Origin of the sequence: Amycolatopsis sp. lyj-346, from assembly GCF_046548975.1 — a bacterium.
Lineage (GTDB): Bacteria > Actinomycetota > Actinomycetes > Mycobacteriales > Pseudonocardiaceae > Amycolatopsis.
On sequence record NZ_JAJPWT010000008.1, the window covers coordinates 289,736 to 310,391 of the forward strand.

Here is a 20,656-nt window from a genome sequence, read left to right on the forward strand (position 1 = left end):
GGACAGGGGATGACCGAGCACTCGGCGGACCTGATCACGGCGGACGCGATCGCGGAGTACTACGACGGTTCGGTGGAGGCGTTCGGGATCCTGCTCGGCGAGGGCGGGAGCATCCACTCCGGGTACTGGCCGGACGGCGAGCGGGACGTCTCGTTCACCCGGGCCCGCCTCAACCTGACCGAGCTGGTCGGCGACCGGTGCCGGCTCGCGCCCGGGCAGCGGCTGCTCGACGTCGGATCCGGGCTCGGCGGCCCGGCGATCCACCTTGCCGGTGCCTGCGAGGTGCGGGTCACCGGGATCACCTTGAGCGGCAAGCAGGTGGAGACGTCCCGGGCGAAGGCGGCGGCCGTCGGCTGCGACCTCGTCGACTTCCACTGCGCCGACGCGCTGGCGCTGCCGTTCGAGGACGGAAGCTTCGACGCGGTGATGTTCGTCGAGACGATGATGCACATCGAGGACCGGGCGACGGCGTTCGCCGAGGCCCGGCGGGTGCTGCGGCCGGGTGGGCGGGTGGTCGTCGCCGACTTCGTCGAGGACACCCCACTGTCCACTGTCGAGAGCGGCATGCTGAAGTCGGTGGTCCGGTCGCCGTTCATGCCGACCCGCGAGCACTACCGGAAACTGGCCGAGGGCAACGGTTTCTCGGTCGAGGAGATGCTGGACATCACCAAGCAGGTCCGGCCGACGGCCGAGCACTACAACCGGGCGGTGGTGGCCGCCCGCCGTAAACTGTCCGAGGCGTACGGCGTCTCGGGCGCCGGGGCCATCGCGGCCATGATCAACGCCTTCGGCCGGGTGGCCGTGCGGGCGCACGGCTACCTGCTGCTGGTGGCGGCCAAGCCGTGAGTCGGCTAGCCTTTCCGCAGTATCGAAACCGCCACACTGGGTGAGGAATCGTCGAATGTCGGAGGAAACCGGGAATGCACCGGTCGTGAACGCACCTGCTCCGGGTCGTTACGGGATCGATGTCGCGAACAGCGTCGTCAAGTTCGAAACCCGGCACTTCTTCGGCCTCGCCGGGGTGACCGGGACTTTCGCCATCGCGGGCGGTGAAGTGGTGGTCGACCCGGTCACCGAGAAATCCACCGCGAGGGTCACCGTCGACGCCGCGAGCTTCCGGACGAATACGCCGGCCCGCGACAAGGCGATTCGGTCGCGTTCCTATCTGCACACCGATTCGCACCCGACGATCGGGTTCGTCTCGTCGGGCCTGCGCGAAGCGAACGGCTCCTGGGTGCTGTCCGGTGACCTGACCGTGCGCGAGGTCACCCGCCCGGTCGAGTTCACCGTCGAGCGCGCCGAGCCGACGGCGTCGGGCTTCCAGGCGCACGCCACCACCCGGATCGACCGCCACGACTTCGGCGTCTCCGCGGCCCGGGGCATGGTCGCCCGGATCCTGACCATGTCGGTCGACGTCACCGCGAACCGGGTGGCCGCGCCGGAGGAGCGCTGATCAGCCACCCCGGGACCGACGTCGGCGGTGGCCGAGGCACGTGAAGCGGGCTGGGCGCACCTGGTCCACCTCGGAGCAGGCGCCGGAGCCGGCGGCGGCGCAACACCGCCGGCTCAGCCGGGCACCTTGGCGAGCAAGGCCCGGGCCGCCAGCCGGTAGCCGGTCGCGCCGAGGCCGGCGATCACGCCCGTGGCCAGCGGGGCCAGCACCGAGTCGTGGCGGAACGCTTCGCGGGCCCAGATGTTGGACAGGTGCACCTCGATCCACGGCCGCGGGTAGCTGGCCATGGCGTCGCGCAGGCTCCAGCCGGCGATCATCAGCGCGCCCGGGTTGAGGATGGCGCCGACCGTGTCGTAACGGCGCTGGATCGCGCCGATCAGGTCGCCCTCGGAGTCGTGCTGGATCGAGGTCACCTTCCAGCCGCGGTCGGCGATTTCTTCGCTCACCGCTTCTTCGATGTCGGCGAGTGTGTCCGTGCCGTACACCTCCGGTTCACGTTTGCCCAGAATTCCCAGATTGGGCCCGTTGAGCAGCAGCAGTTCGTTCAAGGCACACCTCACGTCCGGTTGTCGAGCTGGTCCATGGATAACACGAAAACGGCCACCGAAAGCGCGCAAGGGGATATCGAGGGGACCGTGAGGGGGATTCGTAGGGGGGTGGGCACGTCACCGGCGGCGGTAGCGTCGTGAACGAAATCGCAGGTCGCGAAAAGCTGATTCGATCCGCCGAGGAGGCGTGAGACACCATGAGTGCACGGCAGCCGCTGGAGTTCCCGGCCTGGCCCCAATACGGTGACGAGGAACGAGCCGGTCTGCACCGCGCCCTCGAACAGGGCCAGTGGTGGCGGATGGGCGGGAGCGAGGTCGAGAGCTTCGAGCGGGAGTTCGCCGAATACCACGGCGCCGGCTACGCGCTCGCCGTCACGAACGGCACCCACGCGCTGGAGCTCGCCCTCGAAGTGCTCGGCGTCGGCCCCGGCACCGAGGTCATCGTGCCGGCCTTCACCTTCATCTCCTCGTCGCAGGCCGCGCAACGGCTCGGCGCCGTCGCCGTGCCGGTGGACGTCGACCTGGACACCTACTGCATCGACGTCGCCGCGGCCGCCGCGGCGGTGACGTCGAAGACGCGGGCGATCATGCCGGTGCACATGGCCGGGCAGTTCGCCGACATGGACGCGCTCGGCAAGCTGTCCGCCGACTCGGGCGTCCCGCTGCTCCAGGACGCCGCGCACGCGCACGGCGCGCAGTGGCAGGGCAAGAAGGTCGGTGACCTCGGTTCGCTCGCGTCCTTCAGCTTCCAGAACGGAAAGCTGATGACCGCGGGCGAGGGCGGGGCCGTGCTCTTCCCCGACGCCGAATCCCATGAGCAGGCCTTCCTCCGCCACAGCTGCGGCCGCCCGCGTGGCGACCGCACGTACCGGCACCGCACGTCGGGTTCGAACTTCCGGATGAACGAGTTCTCCGCGAGCGTGCTGCGCGCGCAGCTCGGCCGGCTCGGCGGGCAGATCGACACCCGCGAGCAGCGCTGGCCGGAACTGGCGAAGCTGCTGGCCGCGATCCCCGGCGTGGTCCCGCAGGGCACCGACGACCGCGCGGACCGCAACCCCCACTACATGGCGATGTTCCGGCTGCCCGGCGTGGCCGAGGACCGGCGCAACGAGCTGGTCGACGAGCTCATCGCCCGCGGCTTGCCCGCCTTCGCGGGATTCCGCGCGATCTACCGCTGCGACGGGTTCTGGGAGAAGGGCGCGCCCGAGGAGGCGGCCGACGCCATCGCCCGGCGCTGCCCCCGTTCGGAGCTGCTCAGCGCGGAGTCGATCTGGCTGCACCACCGGACGCTGCTCGGCACCGCGGAGCAGATGCACACCATCGCGGAGATCGTCGCCGACGTCGTGGCGCACGCGTGAGCGGGCCGTCCCCGATCCGGGTCGCGGTGGTCGGGCTGGGCTGGGCCGGCCGGTCCATCTGGCTGCCGCGGCTGCGTTCGCACCCGGCGTTCGACGTCGTGGCGGCGGTGGAGCCCGAGGCGGCCGCCCGGGCCGCCGCCACCCGCGGCGAACCCCGCCTCACGGTACTGGCGGAGATCGACGACCTCGATCCGGCCGAGGTGGACCTCGCCGTCGTCGCGGTGCCGAACCACCTGCACAGCGCGCTGGCCAGCCGGCTGCTCGCCAAGTCGATCCCCGTCTTCCTGGAGAAGCCGGTGTGCCTGAGCTCGGCCGAAGCCGACCAGCTCGCCGCGGCGGAGCGTGACGGCGGCGCGGTGCTGCTGGCCGGCAGCGCCGCCCGGTACCGCGCCGACGTGCGGGCCCTGCAGGCGATCGCCGGGTCGCTGGGACGGCTGCGGCACGTCGACGTCGGGTGGGTGCGCGCCCGGGGGGTGCCGGACGCGGGCGGCTGGTTCACCCGCCGCCGGTTCGCGGGCGGCGGGGCGCTGGTCGACCTCGGCTGGCACCTGCTCGACACCGTGGTGCCCTTGATCGGCCCGGTCGGGTTCACCCAGGTGGTCGGCACGGTGTCCGCCGACTTCGTCAACCGCGGCGAGGCGCGGGCCGTGTGGCGTGCGGGCGACGCGCCGGACGTCCTCGGCGCCGGTGACGTCGAAGACACCGCGCGCGGCTTCCTGATCGCCGAGAACGGGATTTCCGTGGCGCTGCGGGCGAGCTGGGCGTCGCACGAGGAGTACGACGTCACCCTGATCAAGCTCGAGGGCAGCCACGGCACGGCGACCCTGCGCTGCACCTTCGGGTTCAGCCCGAACCGCCCCGGCGACTCGGTGCTCACCCTGACCCGCGACGGGGCGACCGAGCCGATCGAGGTCCCGGACGAGCCGATCGGCACCGAGTACCTGCGGCAGCTGGACGAGCTGCCCGCCCTGCTGGCCGATCCGGCCGGCCGGGGCAAGGCCATCGGCGAAGCCGGCCGGACCATCAACGTGATCGAACGGCTCTACCGCTCGGCGAGGCTGCCGGACGCGGCGGAACAGCCGGTGCCCGTGGGGCAGGCCCGGCCGTGAAACCAGGAGCGCGCACGGAGAACCGGACCGGCGCCGGGGGCGCCACCCCGCTCGCGGTGATCTTCGACCTCGACGGGGTGCTCGTCGACAGCACCGACGTGATGCGGCGGGCGTTTTCCGTCGCCTACGCGGAAGCGGTGGGACCGGGACCGGCGCCGTTCGCCGAGTACAACCGCCACCTCGGCCGCTACTTCCCCGACATCATGCGGATCATGGGGCTGCCGCCGGCGATGGAGGAGCCGTTCGTCCGGGAGAGCTACCGGCTGGCACATCTGGTTCCGCTGTTCCCCGGGGTGCCCGCACTGCTCGCCGCCCTGCGCGACCGCGGGCTCAAGCTCGCCGTCGCCACGGGCAAGAGCGGCCCCCGCGCCCGCTCCCTGCTGGACCAGCTCGGCGTGCTGGGCGTGTTCGACGAGGTGCTCGGCTCCGACGAGGTGGCCCACCCCAAGCCGGCGCCGGACATCGTCCTGCGGGCACTGGAGCTGCTGGGGGTCGCCGCCGGCGACGCGATCATGGTGGGTGACGCCGTGACCGACATCGCCAGCGCCCGCGGCGCCGGGGTCAGGGCGGTGGCCGCCCTCTGGGGTGAGTGCGACGAGGCCGAGCTGCTCGCCGCGCGGCCGGACGACGTGTTGCGTGCACCCGGTGAGCTGCTGGACTTCTTTCCCGCCTTCGCGCGGTGACGTCCCGGTCGCCGCGCTGGTGGCTCAGCGCGGCGACCGGGGCATCGCGGCCAGCGTCCCGGCGACGACCGCCACCGGCACGTCCCGCACCAGCTCCGGCCCCGCCGGGCCGTCGAGCACGAAGCTCAGCCCGGTCACCGCCTTCTTGTCCGAGCGCATCAGCGTGATCAGCTCGTCGTGGCCGACGTCCGGCGGCAGCGCGTCCGGTGTCCCGTAATGGCGCACCACGGCGAAGTGCTCGGCCACCCGGGCCTCGTCGATCCGGCCCAGTGCGTGGGCCAGCAGGCCGGCGAACACCGTGCCGATCGAGACACCTTCGCCGTGGCGCACCGAGAAGTTCGTGGCGCGCTCCAGCGCGTGGCCCAGCGTGTGGCCGTAGTTGAGGATGTGGCGCAGGCCCGAGTCGCGCTCGTCCGCCGCCACGACCTCCGCCTTGCGCGCCACCCCGGCCGCGATCTGCCGGTGCACCGGCAACGTGCGCAGGTCGCCCGCGCCGATGAAGTGGCTGCGGGCGATCTCGCCGTAACCGTTGATCCATTCGCGGTGCGGCAACGTGTCCAGGTACCCGGTGTCGCAGAGGACCGCCGCGGGTTGCCAGTACGTGCCGACCAGGTTCTTGCCCGCCCGCAGGTTCGTCGCGGTCTTGCCGCCGACGCTCGCGTCCACCTGGGCCAGCAGCGACGTCGGCAGGTGCACGACGGGCACCCCGCGGTGGTACAGGGCGGCCGCGAGCCCGACGTAGTCCGTCGTGGTGCCGCCACCGCAGGACACGACGACGTCGGAGCGGGTCAACCCGAAACCGGCGAACTCCTCGCAGAGTTCTCCCACCGTCGCCAAGGTCTTCTCGTGCTCGCCGTCCTTCGCCGGGAGCACCAGCGACTCGACGCCGGGGTCGGGGACCAGCTCCGGTGGGCGGGCCGTCACCACGACGGCGCGCCGCGCGCCGAGCCCGGCCACCACCTCCGGCAGCAGGTCGCGGACCCCGGGACCGATGTGGACGGGGTAGGAGCGGTCGCCGAGGTCGACGTCGACGCGGTGGTGCTCGGTCATGCCGGGAGTTCCTTTCGCGGGGGCACGGGAACCGGGCCGCCCGGCAGGGCGCTGCGCAGCACCCTCGCCGCCGCCGCTTCGGTCGCGGTGGTGATGCCGAGGCAGTCGTTCGTCAGGTGCGCGTGGGTGAACAGCAGGTAGGCGGGTGGGTGGTCCGGAGTCCGCGGCGCGCCCAGCACGGCCTGCCGCAGGCTGCCGAGGTAGTGCCGGACGGCGCGCTCGTGCCGGTCGTGCAGGAACACCTCGCCCGCGGCACGCAGGCTTTGCGCGTCCTGGGCGTCGGCGTCGGCGGCCAGCGCGAGCCGCTGCTGCGGGCGCATTCCGCGGCTCCACTGTTCCCAGTAGAGGAACAGGAACGAGCGCCGGTCGGCGGCCGGCACCAGGCCGGCCACCCGGTCCAGCAGGTACGCGGCGACCGGCAATTGCGCCGCGGCGGGCAGGACGCCGTCGCGGAGAACGCCGAGCGCGAATTCGCTGGCGATCCACGCGAGGTCCGCACCGGGCCCGGTGGTGTCGGGTTCCCGGCGGGTGCCCAGCCGCCGTTCCAGTTCGGTCAGGACGTCCGGTCGCGTGTGGAACCACATGCCGAAGTGGGGGACCGGCTCGTGGATCCGGCGGAAGTACCATCGGCCGCCGTCGTCCGCCGTTCCCAGGTGGGCCACCAGATCGGGCACGATGGCGGGAATGCGGCGGTCGGCGACGGCCGAAGACGGGCCGAGAACCCGGAAGAACGCCCAGTTCCGTGTCAGCAATGGTCACCTCGGTCGACGTTCGAACCACCGTCACGCGTCTGCGGGATCGCCGCGCGCCTTCCTCGCCATCATGAACCGGTGCCGCCGATTCGGGAGTTCCGGTGGAAAGTTAGGGAGGTCGTAGGGGGCGGGCAGGGGGTATCCGCCCGCTCCGGAGAGGCGAGACTTGAGCGAGCCCGCCGGACGTGGTGTGCGACGCGCGTTTCGCACCCGGCGCAGAGGTCGCGTACCGAGTCGACGGATGTGATGAGATGTTGCGAACCGAGTTGATCAGGCCGCTGCCCGAGTTGATCAGGGCGCACGCCGATCGGTTCGGCGGGAAGACCGCGTTTCGCGACGCGCGCCGGAGCGTGACCTACGCGCAGCTCGAACTGCGCACCCGGCGCATCGCCGGCCACCTGGCCGAACTGCGGCTGCACCCCGGCGAGCGAGCCGCGATGTTCCTCGGGAACTGCGTCGAGGTGGTCGAAAGCTACCTGGCGATCACGCGGGCCAGTGCGATCGGTGTCCCGCTCAACCCGCAGGCGACCGACGCCGAGCTGGCCTACCTGCTGGCCGACAGCGGCGCCCGGGTGGTCATCACCGAGCCGTCCCGGGTCGAGCAGGTCCGCCGGGTGACGCGCGGCAACGAAGACGTCCGGATCGTGGTCACCGGGCCCGAGGCACCCGACGGCGACCTGTGGTTCGAAGCCTTCGCCGGCACGGACCCCGCCACGCCCGCGCGTGACGACCTCGGCTTGGACGACCTGGCCTGGATGCTCTACACCTCGGGCACGACCGGCAAGCCCAAGGGCGTCCTGTCGACCCAGCGGAGCTGCCTGTGGTCGGTGGCGGCCTGCTACGTGCCGGTGCCCGGACTGTCCTCGGCGGACCGCGTGCTCTGGCCGCTTCCGCTGTACCACAGCCTTTCCCACATCGCGTGCGTGCTGAGCGTCACGGCGGTGGGCGCGACCGCCCGGATCGTGGACGGGTTCGCCGCCGACGACGTGCTCGACGCGTTGCGGGAAGAGTCTTCGACGTTCCTGGCCGGCGTGCCGACGATGTACCACTACCTGGTCCGGGCCGCCCGTGAGCGGGGGTTCAAGGCACCGGACCTGCGGATGTGCCTCGTCGGCGGCGCGATCACGACGGCCGCGCTGCGCCGCGAGTTCGAAAGCGCGTTCGGCGCGCCGCTGCTCGACGCCTACGGCAGCACCGAAACCTGCGGGTCCATCACGATCAACTGGCCGACCGGCGCCCGGGTCGAAGGGTCGTGCGGCCTGCCCGTGCCGGGGCTCGGCGTGCGCCTGGCCGATCCCGAGTCCGGTGTGGACGTCGACACCGGCCAGGAAGGCGAGGTGTGGGTTCGCGGCACCAGTGTCATGGTCGGGTACCACAACCAGCCGGAGGCCACCGCCGAAGCGCTGCGCGACGGCTGGTACCGCACGGGCGACCTCGCCCGGCGTGACGACGCCGGCTACTTCACCATCACCGGCCGCATCAAGGAGCTGATCGTCCGGGGCGGCGAGAACATCCACCCCGGCGAGGTCGAAGAGGTCCTGCGCGGCGTGCCCGGCGTCGCGGACGTCGCGGTGGTCGGCAAACCCCACGAGATCCTCGGCGAGGTGCCGGTGGCGTTCCTCGTGCCCGGGCCCGGGGGGCTCGAGCCGGAGCGGCTGTTCGCGGCCTGCCGGGAGAAGCTGTCCTACTTCAAGGTGCCGGAGGAGCTCTACGAGATCACCCGGGTCCCGCGGACGCCGTCGGGCAAGATCACCCGGCACGTCCTGCTCGACCGGCCCGGCCGGCTGCGGGCCACCGGCCGGAGCCACTACGAGTCGTTGTTCCGCGTCGACTGGGTTCCGCTGCTCACCCCGCCGGAGCGGCCCGAGGCCGCGCCGCGGGTGGTGTGGGTGGGCGGTGCGGAAGACGCGCACGCCGACCTGGCCGCCCTGCGCGACGCCGTCGCGGCGGGGGAGCCCGTGCCGGACGTGGCCGTGGTGCACGCCGGTCCCGGTCTCCCGGACGAACTGCCCGGCTGGCTCGCCGACGAGCGGTTCGCGGCGGGCCGGCTGGTCGTGGTGACCCGCCGCACGGTGGCGACCGCGTCGGACGAGGACATCGAAGATCTCGCGAGCGCCCGGACGTGGGGCGCCGTTCGCGCCGAACAGGAGCGCCGTCCCGGCCGGCTCGTGCTCGTCGACCTGGACGACGACGGTGAGCTGCCGGACGCCGCACTGGCGGCCGCGGCCTCCTCGGCCGAGCCGCGGCTGGCCGTGCGGGCCGGGACCGTGCTGGTGGCCCGGCTCGCCCGGGTGGAGGTGCCGTCCGGCGCTCCGGCGAGCACGCCGGTGCTCGACCGCAAGCGCACCGTCGTGCTCACCGGGGCGGGCAGCGCGCCGGCGATCGCGGTGGCCCGCCACCTCGTTGCCGGGCACGGCGTCCGCCACCTGCTCCTCATCAGCCGTGACGGTGCGGCCGGCCCCGAAGCCGCGGCGGCGAAGGCGCAGCTGGCCGGCCTCGGCGCGAAGGTCACGCTGGTGGCCTGCGACGTCGCCGACCGGGACGCGCTGGCCGGGGTGCTGAGCCGGGTCAAGCGCCCGCTGACCGCGGTCGTGCACACCCAGGACGACGCGTCTTCCGTCGACGGTGCGCGGAACCTGCACGCCTTGACCACCGGCGCCGGCCTGGCCGCGTTCCTGCTCTTCTCCACAGTGGACAGTGCGGACGGCGGTTACCTCGACGCGCTGGCCCAGCACCGCCGGGTGGCCGGCCTGCCCGCGCTTTCGCTCGCGTGGGGGCCCTGGGAAACCGTGGCCGAACCCGGCGCGAACGTCCTGCCGGTGCGTGACGGCCTCGCGATGTTCGACGCCGCGCTGACCGCCGACCACGCGTCGGTGGTCGCGATGCGGCTCGACACCAGCTCCCTCGCCGAAGCCACGCCGCTGTTCGACGGCCTCGTCGACGCACCGGCGCGGCCGGCTTCGACGGCGCCCCGCACCGGCGGGCAGGCACTCCGTCGGCGGCTGACCACCATGGCGCCGCCGGAACGCCACCGGACGTTGCTGGAGCTCGTCCGCGCCGAAACGCGGAAGGTCGCCGGGCGCCCCGCCGACGAGGCGCTGCCGGCCGAGCTGCCGTTCAAGGAGCTCGGGTTCACCTCGATGTCGGCGGTCCGGCTGCGCACGGTGGTCGCCGACGCGACCGGGCTCCGCCTGCCCGCGACGGTGGCCTTCGACTACCCGACCCCGGAGTCCTTCGCGCGGTTCCTGCACTCGGAGCTGTTCGGCGGCGGACCATCGCGGACGAGCGCTCCCGTGGTCACCGCGGACCGGCAGGACCCGATCGCGATCGTGGCCATGAGCTGCCGGCTGCCCGGCGGCGTGAACTCCCCCGAAGACCTGTGGCAGCTGGTCGACGACGGCCGCACCGGCGTCTCCGGCTTCCCCCGCGACCGCGGCTGGAACTTCGACGACCTCTTCGGCCCCGGCCCGGACCAGCCCGGCACGTCCGTCACGGGCGAAGGCGGGTTCCTCTACGACGCCGGCGCGTTCGACGCGGAGTTCTTCGGGATCTCCCCGCGGGAAGCGCTGGCGATGGATCCGCAGCAGCGGCTGCTGCTGGAGGTTTCGTGGGAGGCGCTCGAGCGCGGCGGGATCGACCCGGTTTCCCTCCGTGGCACCGAAGCCGGCGTGTTCTACGGGATGATGCACCACGACTACGCCGCCGCCGCGGAACACGCGCCCGAAGGCACCGAGGGGTACCTGGGGATCGGCAGCGCCGGCAGCGTCGCGTCCGGGCGGGTGTCGTACGCGCTCGGCTTCGAAGGCCCGGCGATCACCGTGGACACCGCCTGCTCGTCGTCGCTGGTCGCCCTGCACCTGGCGAGCCAGGCACTGCGGGCCGGCGAATGTTCGCTGGCACTGGCCGGCGGGGTCGCCGTGATGGCCACCCCCGGGGTCTTCGTGGAGTTCAGCCGTCAGCGCGGACTGGCCCCCGACGGCCGGTGCAAGTCGTTCGCCGCGGGCGCCGACGGCACCGTGTGGTCCGAAGGCGTCGGCGTCGTGGTGCTGGAACGCCTCTCCGACGCCCGGCGCAACGGGCACCGGGTACTGGCCCTCGTGCGCGGTTCGGCGGTCAACCAGGACGGCGCGTCCAACGGGCTGACCGCGCCGAACGGCCCGGCCCAGGAACGGGTGATCCGGCGGGCGCTGGCCGGCGCCGGGCTGACCACGGCCGACGTCGACGCCGTGGAGGCGCACGGCACCGGCACGCGGCTCGGCGACCCCATCGAGGCGCGGGCGATCCTGCGGACCTACGGCCAGGACCGGCCCGCCGACCGGCCGCTCTGGCTCGGTTCCCTGAAGTCGAACATCGGCCACACCCAGGCCGCCGCCGGCGTCGCCGGGGTGATCAAGACGGTGCTGGCGATGCGGTCCGGGGTGCTGCCCCGCACGTTGCACGTCGACGAGCCGACCCCGGAAGTGGACTGGTCCGCCGGCGCGGTCGAGCTGCTGCGTGAATCCCGGCCGTGGCCGGAAGCCGGGCGCCCGCGCCGGGCGGGTGTGTCCTCCTTCGGCGTCAGCGGCACCAACGCGCACGTGGTGCTCGAGCACGTCCCCGAGCCGGCCGGGACCACCCCGTCCGCCTCGGCCGGCCCGGCCGAGGCGGACGGGGTGGGCGGGGTGGTGCCGTGGCTGCTGTCCGCGCGAACCCCCGAAGCGCTCGCGGCCCAGGCGGGCCGGCTGGTGTCCGCGGCCGGTGCTTCGGACGCGACCCCCGCGGATCTCGGGTACTCGCTCGCGACCACGCGGTCGGTGTTCGCCCGGCGGGCCGTGGTGCTCGGCGAAGACCGGGACGCGCTGCTGGCCGGTGCCCGGTGCCTCGCCGGCGGCACCCCGTCGCCGTCGGTCGTGGCGGGCACGGCCGACGTGGACGGCAAGGTCGTCTTCGTGTTCCCCGGCCAGGGCTCGCAGTGGGCCGGGATGGGCGCCCGGCTGCTCGGCGAGGCCCCGGTCTTCGCCCGCCGCATGGCGGAGTGCGCCGACGCGCTGCGCCCGCACGTCGGCTGGGAGCTGCTCGACGTCGTCCGGCAGGCCGAGGGCGCGCCTTCGCTGGAGCGCGTGGACGTCGTGCAGCCCGTTTCGTTCGCGGTGATGGTGTCCCTGGCGGAGCTGTGGCGGGCCCACGGGGTGGTTCCCGACGCGGTGCTGGGGCATTCGCAAGGGGAGATCGCGGCCGCCTGCGTGGCCGGCGCGTTGTCGCTCGAGGACGCGGCCGCCGTGGTCGCGTTGCGCAGCAAGGAGATCGCCGCCGGGCTCGCCGGCGCCGGCGGTATGGCTTCGGTCACGCTCCCGCTCGACGAGCTCGAGCCCCGGCTCGGCGACCTCTCGGTCGCGGCGGTCAACGGCCCGGGTTCGGTGATCGTCTCCGGGGCGGTCGAAGCGCTCGACGGGTTCTTGGCCGCCTGTACCCGCGACGGAGTCCGGGCCCGGCGGATCCCGGTGGACTACGCCTCCCATTCGGCGCAGGTCGAGCTGATCCGGGAGAAGCTCACGTCGGTTCTCGCGACGATCGCCCCCCGGGCGGCCGAGGTGCCGTTCTATTCCACTGTGGACAGCCGGTGGCTGGACACCGCCGGGATGGCCGCCGGGTACTGGTACCGCAACCTCCGGGAGACGGTGCGGTTCGAACCGGCGGTCCGCACGCTGCTGGGGGAGGGGTTCGGGTTCTTCGTCGAGGTGAGTTCGCACCCGGTGCTGACCACGGCCGTCCAGGAGACGGCCGAGGATGCCGGGAGCGTGGCGGCCGGAGTGGGCTCGCTGCGCCGTGACGACGGTGGCCTGGCGCGGTTCCTGACTTCGGCGGCCCAGCTGCACGTCCGGGGTGGCCGGGTGGACTGGGCGGCCGCCTTCCCGGGGGACGCGCGGGTCGTGGCCTTGCCGACGTACGCCTTCCAGCGCCGCGACTACTGGTTGCGCGCACGGGAAACCGGCCGCGGCATCCCGGCCGCGGCGGGGCTGGAGCCCGTGGCGCACCCGCTGCTCGACGCCGCGGTGACGGTCGCGGGCGACGACCTGACGGTCTTCACCGGCCGCCTCTCGGCCGACGGCCAGCCGTGGCTGGCCGACCACGTGGTCGCCGGCGTCGTGCTGGTGCCCGGCACCGCGTTGCTCGACGTGCTCGCCCACGTCGGCGAGCGACTGGGCGCGCCGGAGGTGGGGGAGCTCACCATCTCCGCGCCGATCGTGCTCGGTGACGGCCCGACCGGCCTGCAGGTCACGGTGGCCCGCGCCGACGACGAGGGCCACCGCTCGGTGCGGGTGCACACCCGGGCCGGGGAAACCGGCGAGTGGACCGAAAACGCCACCGGCGTACTCAGTGCGGCTTCGGCGGCGCACCCGGCGCCCGGTCCGGAGCAGTGGCCGCCCGCGGGTGCGCGAGCGGTCGATCTGACGGGCTTCTACGACGAAATGGCCGTCGGTTACGGACCGGCGTTCCACGCGGTCGAGGCGGTCTGGACGGCGGACGAGCACGTCTACGCCGAGGTCCGGCTGCCGGACGCGGCCCTCGCCGACGGCACCGGCGGGTTCGGCATCCACCCCGTCCTGCTGGACGCCGCCCTGCACCCCCTGGGCGTCTCGGGGTTCTTCCCCGACCGTGACCAGCCGCGGCTGGCGTTCTCCTGGTCGGGTGTGCGGCTGCACGGCCGCGGTGCGCGGGCCCTGCGGATCCGTCTCGCCCCGGCCGGCCGGGACGCCGTCCGGATCAGCGCCACCGACCACGCCGGGGTGCCGGTCCTGGACGTGGACAGCCTGGTCCTGCGGCCGGTTTCCCCGGACCAGGTGCGGGCCGCGTCGCCGGCCCGGCGCGACGGCATGTACGAGGTCGGCTGGGTGCCGGCGCGGCCGGTGTCGCTGTCCACAGTGGACTGGGAGCGGCACGCGCAGCTGCCGGAGGGAAACACGGCGGAGGTCGTCGTGCTCGGCCCGGACGGCGGTGACCCGGCGCTGCCGGTCGAACGGCGGGCGCACGCGGCCGGCCTCCGGGTGCTGACCGCCCTGCAGGAGTGGCTCGCCGACCCGCGGCGGGCGTCGGCCCGCCTGGTGGTCGCCGTCGACGACGGTGACCTGGCGCAGGCCACGGTGCCGGGGCTGGTGCGCACCGCGCAGACCGAGCACCCGGGACGGTTCACCCTGCTCGAGACCGGGGAGCTCACCGACGCCGTGATCCGGGCCGCCCTCTCGGCGGGCCCCGGCGAGCCGCACGTCGCGGTCCGGGACGGCCGGGTGTTCGTGCCCCGGCTGAAGCGCGCCGACGTGCCCGCGAGCCCCGCACCGCCGGTCCTCGCCGGCCGCACCGTGCTGGTGACCGGCGCGACGGGCGGGCTCGGCAGGCACGTGACCGAACACCTCGCCCGCGCACACGGAGTTTCCGAACTGGTGCTGGTGTCGCGCTCCGGCGCGCCCGGCGAATGGGTCGAAGAGCTGGCGGGAACGGGGGTGGCGGTGCGGTCGGTCGCGGCCGACGTCGCCGACCGCGACGCCATGGCGGAGGTGATCGGCTCGATCGCCGACCGCCTGGCCGCGGTCGTGCACATCGCCGGCGTGGTGGACGACGGCGTTCTGACGTCGCTGGAACCCGCTCAGTGGGACGCGGTGCTGCGGCCGAAGGTCGACGCCGCCTGTCACCTGCACGACCTGACCCTCGGCCTCGACCTGCGGGCGTTCGTGCTGTTCTCGTCCGTGTCGTCGACCTTCGGCGGCGCGGGACAGGCGAACTACGCCGCGGCCAACGCCTTCCTGGACGCCTTCGCGCGCCATCGGCGGGCGCAGGGACTTCCCGCGGTCTCGCTGGCCTGGGGGCTCTGGGGTGAAGACGCCGGCATGGGCGGCCGGATCGGCTCGGCCGGCCGGGCCCGGATGGCCCGGGGCGGCACGCTGCCGCTCCCGGTCGAGCACGCGCTGGGGTTGTTCGACAGCGCGCTCGTAGCCGGACCACCCGCGCTGGTCCCGGTCCGGCTCGACCTGCCCGCCGTCCGCCGCGGCGCCGAAGTGCCCGCCATCCTGCGCGCCCTCGTCCCCACGGCCACGCCGGACACCGGCGCCGTGCCCGGCGACGCCGCTCCGGTGGCCCGGCTGGCGACGATGCCCGAGGGCGACCGCGAAGCGGCCCTGCTCGACCTGGTCCGCGCCAACGCGGCGGCCGTGCTCGGTTACGCCGGCCCCGGGGACGTGGATCCGGGCCGGGCGTTCAAGGAGCTGGGCTTCGACTCGCTGACCGCCGTCGAGCTGCGGAACCGGCTCTGCTCGGTCACCGGCATCCGGCTGCCGGCGACGGTCGTCTTCAACCACCCGACGTCGAAGGCGCTGACCGCGTACCTGTCCGGCGAGCTCTGGGACCACGCTCCGGCGGCCGAGGCGCCGGTCACGGTGCTCGCGGCCGCGGACGGCGAACCGATCGCGATCGTCGGGATGAGCTGCCGCTTCCCGGGTGGGGTGAGCACACCCGAGGAACTGTGGCGGCTGGTCGACGCCGGCGGCGACGCCATCACCGAGCTGCCCGCGGACCGCGGCTGGGACGTCGCCACCCGGTACGACCCGGACCCGGACGCGGTGGGCAAGACCTACGTGCGCGGTGGCGGGTTCCTCGACGGCATCGGCGACTTCGACGCCGGCTTCTTCGGGATCTCCCCGCGTGAAGCCGCGTCGATGGACCCGCAGCAGCGGCTGCTGCTGGAAGTGTCGTGGGAGGCCTTCGAACGGGCGGGGCTCGACCCGGCCCGGTTGAGCGGCACCGGCACCGGCGTGTTCGTCGGTACCCACGGGCAGGACTACGGCTCGTCGGCCCCGGCCCACGCGGACGACGGCCTGCTGGTCATCGGCAAGGCCGGCAGCGTGCTGTCCGGCCGCCTGTCCTACGCGCTCGGGCTCGAAGGCCCCGCCCTCACGGTGGACACGGCCTGCTCGTCGTCACTGGTGGCCCTCCACCTCGCCGCGCAGGCGCTGCGCCAGGGCGAGTGCTCGCTCGCGCTCGCCGGCGGCGTCTCGGTGATGACCTCGCTCGAGGGGGTCATCGGGTTCAGCCGGCAGCGCGGCCTCGCCCCCGACGGGCGGTGCAAACCGTTCTCCGACGACGCGGACGGCTTCGGCATGGCCGAAGGGGTCGGCGTCCTGGTCGTGGAGCGGCTCTCGGACGCGCGCCGCCACGGGCACCCCGTGCTGGCGCTGCTCAAGGGATCCGCGATCAACCACGACGGCGCGTCGAACGGCCTGACCGCCCCGAGCGGGCCGTCCCAGGAACGGGTGCTCCGGGCGGCGCTCGCGAACGCCCGGCTCACGCCGTCCGACGTGGACGCGGTCGAGGCCCACGGCACCGGCACGACGCTCGGCGACCCGATCGAAGCGCAGGCACTGCAAGCGGTTTACGGCCGCGGCCGGGAGCACCCGCTGTGGCTCGGGTCGGTCAAGTCCAACATCGGACACACCCAGGCGGCCGCCGGCATGGCCGGCGTGATCAAGATGGTCCAGGCCTTCCGGCACGGCCGGCTTCCGGCGACGCTGCACGCCGGCCGGCCGTCGTCCCACGTCGACTGGACCGCCGGCGCGGTCGAGCTGCTGGCCCGGCCGCGGGAGTGGCCGGAGGCCGATCGTGCGCGCCGGGCCGGCGTGTCCTCGTTCGGCGTCAGCGGAACCAACGCGCACGTGATCCTCGAAGAGCCACCCGCGCCGGATCTTCCCGCCGAGGCCAGCGAAAGCCCCCGGCCGGCCGCGACGCCGTGGGTGCTCTCCGCGCGCACTCCCGAAGCGCTGCGGGCCGCGGCCGCGCGGCTCGTGCCCGCCGCCGAGGGGCGCCGTCCGGTGGATGTCGCCCTGTCGCTGGCGACCACGAGGACCGCGATGAAGCACCGTGCCGTCGTGGTCGCGAACGACCTCGACGACGCGCTGGCGGGCACCCGGGCGCTGGCCGCGGGTGAGACGGCGCGGCAGATCGTCACCGGCACGGCCGACGTGACCGGCAAGACCGTGTTCGTGTTCCCCGGCCAGGGTGCGCAGTGGGCGGGCATGGGCGCCCGGCTGCTCGACTCGTCGCCGGTCTTCGCCGGGCGGATCGCGGACTGTGCCGCGGCACTCGCGCCCCACGTGGAATGGGACCTGCTCGCGGTGCTCCGGCAGGAACCGGACGCGCCGTCGCTGGACCGGGCCGAGGTCGTCCAGCCGGTGATGTTCGCCGTCATGGTGTCGCTCGCCCACCTGTGGTTGTCCTGCGGCGTCCGGCCCGACGCGGTGATCGGCCACTCGCAGGGCGAGCTGGCGGCGGCCTGCGTCGCGGGCGCGCTCTCGCTGGCGGACGCGGCGAAACTCGTCGCGACGCGCAGCCGGGTCATCTCGCGGCGGCTGGCCGGCCTCGGCGGCATGGCCGCGCTGGGCCTGCCCGCCGCCGAGGTCACCGGCCTGCTGCCGGAGTGGGACGGCCGGGTCGAACTGGCGGCGGTCAACGGGCCGGCGTCGGTCGTGGTGGCCGGCGAACCGGCGGCACTGCAGGAGCTGGTCGCGCGCTGCGCCGCGACGGGAGCGCGGGCCCGGCTGATCCCGGTGGACTACGCGTCGCACACCTCGCAGGTGGAGGCCATCGAAGACGAGCTGCTGACGTCGTTCGAAGGGATCGTGCCGCGGGCGGCCGAAATCCCGTTCTACTCGACGGCCGAACAGCGGTGGATGGACACCACCGAGCTGGATTCCGGGTACTGGTACCGGAATCTGCGGCACGCGGTGTGGTTCGCCCCGTCGGCCGAGGCGCTGGTGGCCGGGGGGCACCGGATCTTCGTGGAGGTCAGCCCGCACCCCGTGCTGGTCCCGAGCCTGCAGGAGATCCTCGAGGGCGAAACCGGCGTGGTCACCGGGTCGCTGCGGCGCGGCGACGGTGGCCTGGCCCGGTTCCTGACCTCGGTGAGCGAGCTCCACGTCCGGGGCGTGCAGGTCGACTGGCCGTCGCTGTTTGACGGCGCGACCCGGGTCGACCTGCCGACCTACCCCTTCCAGCGGCAGCGGCACTGGCTTCCCGCGGCTCCCGCCGCCGGTGACGTGACGTCGGCCGGGCTCGAGTCCGCCGGGCACCCGCTGCTCGGCGCGGTGCTGGCGCTGCCGGAGTCCGGCGGGGTCGTCTTCACCGGCAAGCTTTCGGTCGGCACCCAGCCGTGGCTGGCCGACCACGTGGTCTCCGGCGCCACCCTGCTGCCCGGCACGGCGCTGGTGGAGCTGGTCGTCCGCGCGGGGGACGAAGTGGGCTGCGGCGTGGTCGAGGAGCTGCTGCTCGAGTCGCCGATGGTCCTGCCGGCGCCGGGCGGCGTCGCGGTGCAGGTCACCGTCTCGGGACCGGACGAAAACGGCCGCCGGTCGGTGTCCGTGCACTCCCGTCCTGCCGGCGCACCGCCCGAGTCGCACTGGGAGGGACACGCCAGGGGAATCCTGACGGCGAAGCCGGCCACCCCGGGCACCGTGCTGCGCAACTGGCCGCCCGCCGGCGCGGAACTCGTGGACACCGAAGGGTTCTACGCCGGGCTCGCCGAGTCCGGCTACGAGTACGGCCCCGCGCTGCAAGGCGTGCGCGCGGTCTGGCGGCGGGGCGCGGACGTGTTCGCCGAGGTCGCGCTCCCCGGCGAGCTGCGAGCCGAGGCGGGCCGGTACGGCCTGCACCCGGCGCTGCTGGACGCCGCGCTGCAGACGACGAACTTCGGCGTCCTGCCCGCGGTCGAGCCGGGCCAGGTGCTGCTGCCCTTCGCCTGGGCCGACGTCACGCTGCACGCTTCGGGAGCCGCCGCGCTGCGGGTGCACTCGACGCGGGCGGGCACCGACGGCGTCGCACTGGAAATCACCGACGAGACCGGTTCACCGGTCGCGTCGATCGGCTCGCTGACCCTGCGGCCCACCTCGACCGACCGGCTGCTGCGCGCCGGTTCACCGCGGTCGTCGCTGTTCCGCGTCGACTGGGTGCCGGTGCCCGCGGGGAAGCCCGGCCCGGCGGACGAGCTCGTCGTCGCCGACTTCAGCGCCGGCGCCCCGGACGACGGGCCGGCCGGCGCGCGTGCCCTGACCGTCGATGTGCTGAGTTCGCTGCGCTCCTGGCTCGGGGGGACGGAACCGGGCCGGCTCGTCGTGGTGACCCGGAACGCCTTCACCGGCGCCGGCGACCCGGCCGCCGCCGCGGTCTGGGGCCTGGTGCGGGTGGCGCAGGCGGAGCACCCGGACCGGATCGTGCTGGTCGACGTCGAAGACGGCGGCGGCGACTGGCGGGCGGCGCTGCCCGGCGCCGTCGCGTCGGGTGAGCCCCAGCTGGCCATCCGGCAGGGCGAACTGCACGCGCCGCGGCTGGCCGGAGTCCTCGACGCCGTCCCGGAACCCGCCCGGCCGCTCGACCCCGGCGGCACGGTGCTGATCACCGGCGGGACCGGAACGCTCGGCGCCGCCCTCGCCCGGCACCTCGTGGCCGGGCACGGCGTCCGGCACCTGGTCCTCACCAGCCGCCGCGGCCCGGCCGCGGACGGCGCCGCCGCCCTGACGGCCGAGCTGACCGAGCTGGGCGCGAGCGTGGAAGTGATCGCCTCGGACGCTGCCGACCGGGAGTCGCTGGCGGCCGTGCTGGCGGCGATCCCCGCCGAACACCCCCTCACCGGCGTGGTCCACGCGGCCGGTGTGCTCGCCGACGGCATGGTCTCGACGATGACCCCGGACCTGGTCGACACCGTGTTCCGGCCGAAGGTCGACGCCGCCTGGAACCTGCACGAGCTCACCCGCGGGACCGAGCTCGCGGTGTTCGCCCTCTTCTCCTCGGCCGCGGGCCTGTTCGGCAGCGCGGGCCAGGCCAACTACGCGGCGGCCAACGGCTTCCTCGACGGGCTGGCGCGGCTTCGCGCGGAGAACGGGTTGCCCGGCGTTTCCCTCGCGTGGGGCTTGTGGGCGCAGGCCAGCGGGATGACCGGCCACCTCGGCGAGACCGAGCTCGACCGGGTCGGCCGTGGCGGCACCCGGGCGCTGTCGGCGGCCGAGGCCACCGCGCTGTTCGACACCTGTCTCGGCGCGGGCGAAGCGGTGCTGGTGCCGGCGAAGCTGGACCTCGGCGGCCTGGCGAAGTCCGGGCAGCCGTCCCCGCTGCTGCGTGAGCTGGTGCGGCGCGAGCGCCCCGCGGCGGGCGGCGGCCACGCGGCCGCCGAGTCGCTGGCGGGCACCCTCGCGCTGCTGGACGCCGACGAACGGGCCGGAATGGTGGTGAGCCTGGTCCGGGCGCACGCCGCGGCGGTGCTGGGGCACCCCGGGACCGGCGCGATCGAAGCCGGGCAGGCGTTCAAGGAGATGGGCTTCGACTCGCTGACGGCCGTCGAACTGCGCAACCGGCTCGCCGACGTCGCGGGCCTGCGGCTGCCGGCGACGCTGGTGTTCGACTACCCGACCCCGGCGGCGCTCGCGGACCACCTGCTGGAGCGGCTCGCCGTGGACGGCGGACCCGGGGCCCCGCCGATCCTGGCCGAGCTGGACAAGCTCGAGGCGGCGTTGTTCACCAAGGCCTTCGACGAAGAGCTGCACCTGGCCGTCTCGGCGCGGCTCGACACGCTGACCACCCAGTGGAAGGCCACCGGCAGCGGGTCCCGCGGTGACGAGCCGCTGAACCTCGACGCGACCAGCGACGACGACCTCTTCGAACTGCTCGACAACGATTTCGGGCTGTCCTGA

Annotated in this window: 9 protein-coding genes; 6 read left to right on the top strand and 3 right to left on the bottom strand. The window is 74.1% G+C overall.

From position 1 onward, the window contains the following. Positions 1-9: 9 nt before the first annotated feature. Positions 10-846 (top strand): SAM-dependent methyltransferase, encoded by an 837-nt coding sequence (locus tag ACLJQE_RS24500; protein ID WP_410641667.1) that lies wholly within the window; start codon positions 10-12, stop codon positions 844-846. 85 nt (positions 847-931) lie between these two features. Then, the gene (locus ACLJQE_RS24505) at positions 932-1,453 is read left to right on the top strand and encodes a YceI family protein (RefSeq protein ID WP_410641668.1); all 522 of its coding nucleotides are present in this window, start codon (positions 932-934) and stop codon (positions 1,451-1,453) included. 113 nt (positions 1,454-1,566) lie between these two features. Here the strand turns inward: ACLJQE_RS24505 and ACLJQE_RS24510 are convergent, their stop codons facing one another. Further along, positions 1,567-2,001, bottom strand: a complete 435-nt coding sequence (locus tag ACLJQE_RS24510) for a type II 3-dehydroquinate dehydratase (RefSeq protein ID WP_410641669.1) — start codon at positions 1,999-2,001, stop codon at positions 1,567-1,569. 197 nt (positions 2,002-2,198) lie between these two features. Here ACLJQE_RS24510 and ACLJQE_RS24515 point away from each other — a divergent pair, with 197 nt between their 5' ends. The 3 genes from ACLJQE_RS24515 to ACLJQE_RS24525 are packed head-to-tail and all read left to right on the top strand — an operon-like array spanning position 2,199 to position 5,151. Then, complete coding sequence (locus ACLJQE_RS24515; protein WP_410641670.1) at positions 2,199-3,359, top strand: DegT/DnrJ/EryC1/StrS family aminotransferase; 1,161 nt, start codon at positions 2,199-2,201, stop codon at positions 3,357-3,359. Then, on the top strand, positions 3,356-4,468 hold the full coding sequence (locus ACLJQE_RS24520; protein WP_410641671.1) for a Gfo/Idh/MocA family protein: 1,113 nt from the start codon (positions 3,356-3,358) through the stop codon (positions 4,466-4,468). The genes ACLJQE_RS24515 and ACLJQE_RS24520 overlap by 4 nt, the downstream gene beginning before the upstream one ends. Continuing rightward, a complete protein-coding gene (locus ACLJQE_RS24525; RefSeq protein ID WP_410641673.1) occupies positions 4,465-5,151 on the top strand; it encodes an HAD-IA family hydrolase in 687 nt (228 codons plus the stop codon). Before ACLJQE_RS24520 ends, ACLJQE_RS24525 begins: the two co-directional genes overlap by 4 nt. Positions 5,152-5,175: 24 nt before the next feature. Here ACLJQE_RS24525 and ACLJQE_RS24530 read toward each other — a convergent pair whose 3' ends face one another. Beyond that, positions 5,176-6,201 (bottom strand): 3-dehydroquinate synthase family protein, encoded by a 1,026-nt coding sequence (locus ACLJQE_RS24530; protein ID WP_410641674.1) that lies wholly within the window; start codon positions 6,199-6,201, stop codon positions 5,176-5,178. Further along, positions 6,198-6,953, bottom strand: coding sequence for a hypothetical protein (locus ACLJQE_RS24535; protein WP_410641675.1), 756 nt, complete (start codon positions 6,951-6,953; stop codon positions 6,198-6,200). The genes ACLJQE_RS24530 and ACLJQE_RS24535 overlap by 4 nt, the downstream gene beginning before the upstream one ends. Before the next feature lie 251 nt (positions 6,954-7,204). Here ACLJQE_RS24535 and ACLJQE_RS24540 point away from each other — a divergent pair, with 251 nt between their 5' ends. Next, positions 7,205-20,656: an SDR family NAD(P)-dependent oxidoreductase gene (locus ACLJQE_RS24540; protein ID WP_410641676.1), complete on the top strand. Its 13,452-nt coding sequence runs from the start codon at positions 7,205-7,207 to the stop codon at positions 20,654-20,656.

Excerpts from the sequence above, each read along its gene's own strand:
- ACLJQE_RS24515 (WP_410641670.1), top strand. The coding sequence starts at position 2,199 with ATGAGTGCACGGCAGCCGCTGGAGTTCCCGGCCTGGCCCCAATACGGT.
- ACLJQE_RS24540 (WP_410641676.1), top strand. The coding sequence starts at position 7,205 with ATGTTGCGAACCGAGTTGATCAGGCCGCTGCCCGAGTTGATCAGGGCG.
- ACLJQE_RS24500 (WP_410641667.1), top strand. The coding sequence starts at position 10 with ATGACCGAGCACTCGGCGGACCTGATCACGGCGGACGCGATCGCGGAG.
- ACLJQE_RS24530 (WP_410641674.1), bottom strand. The coding sequence starts at position 6,201 with ATGACCGAGCACCACCGCGTCGACGTCGACCTCGGCGACCGCTCCTAC.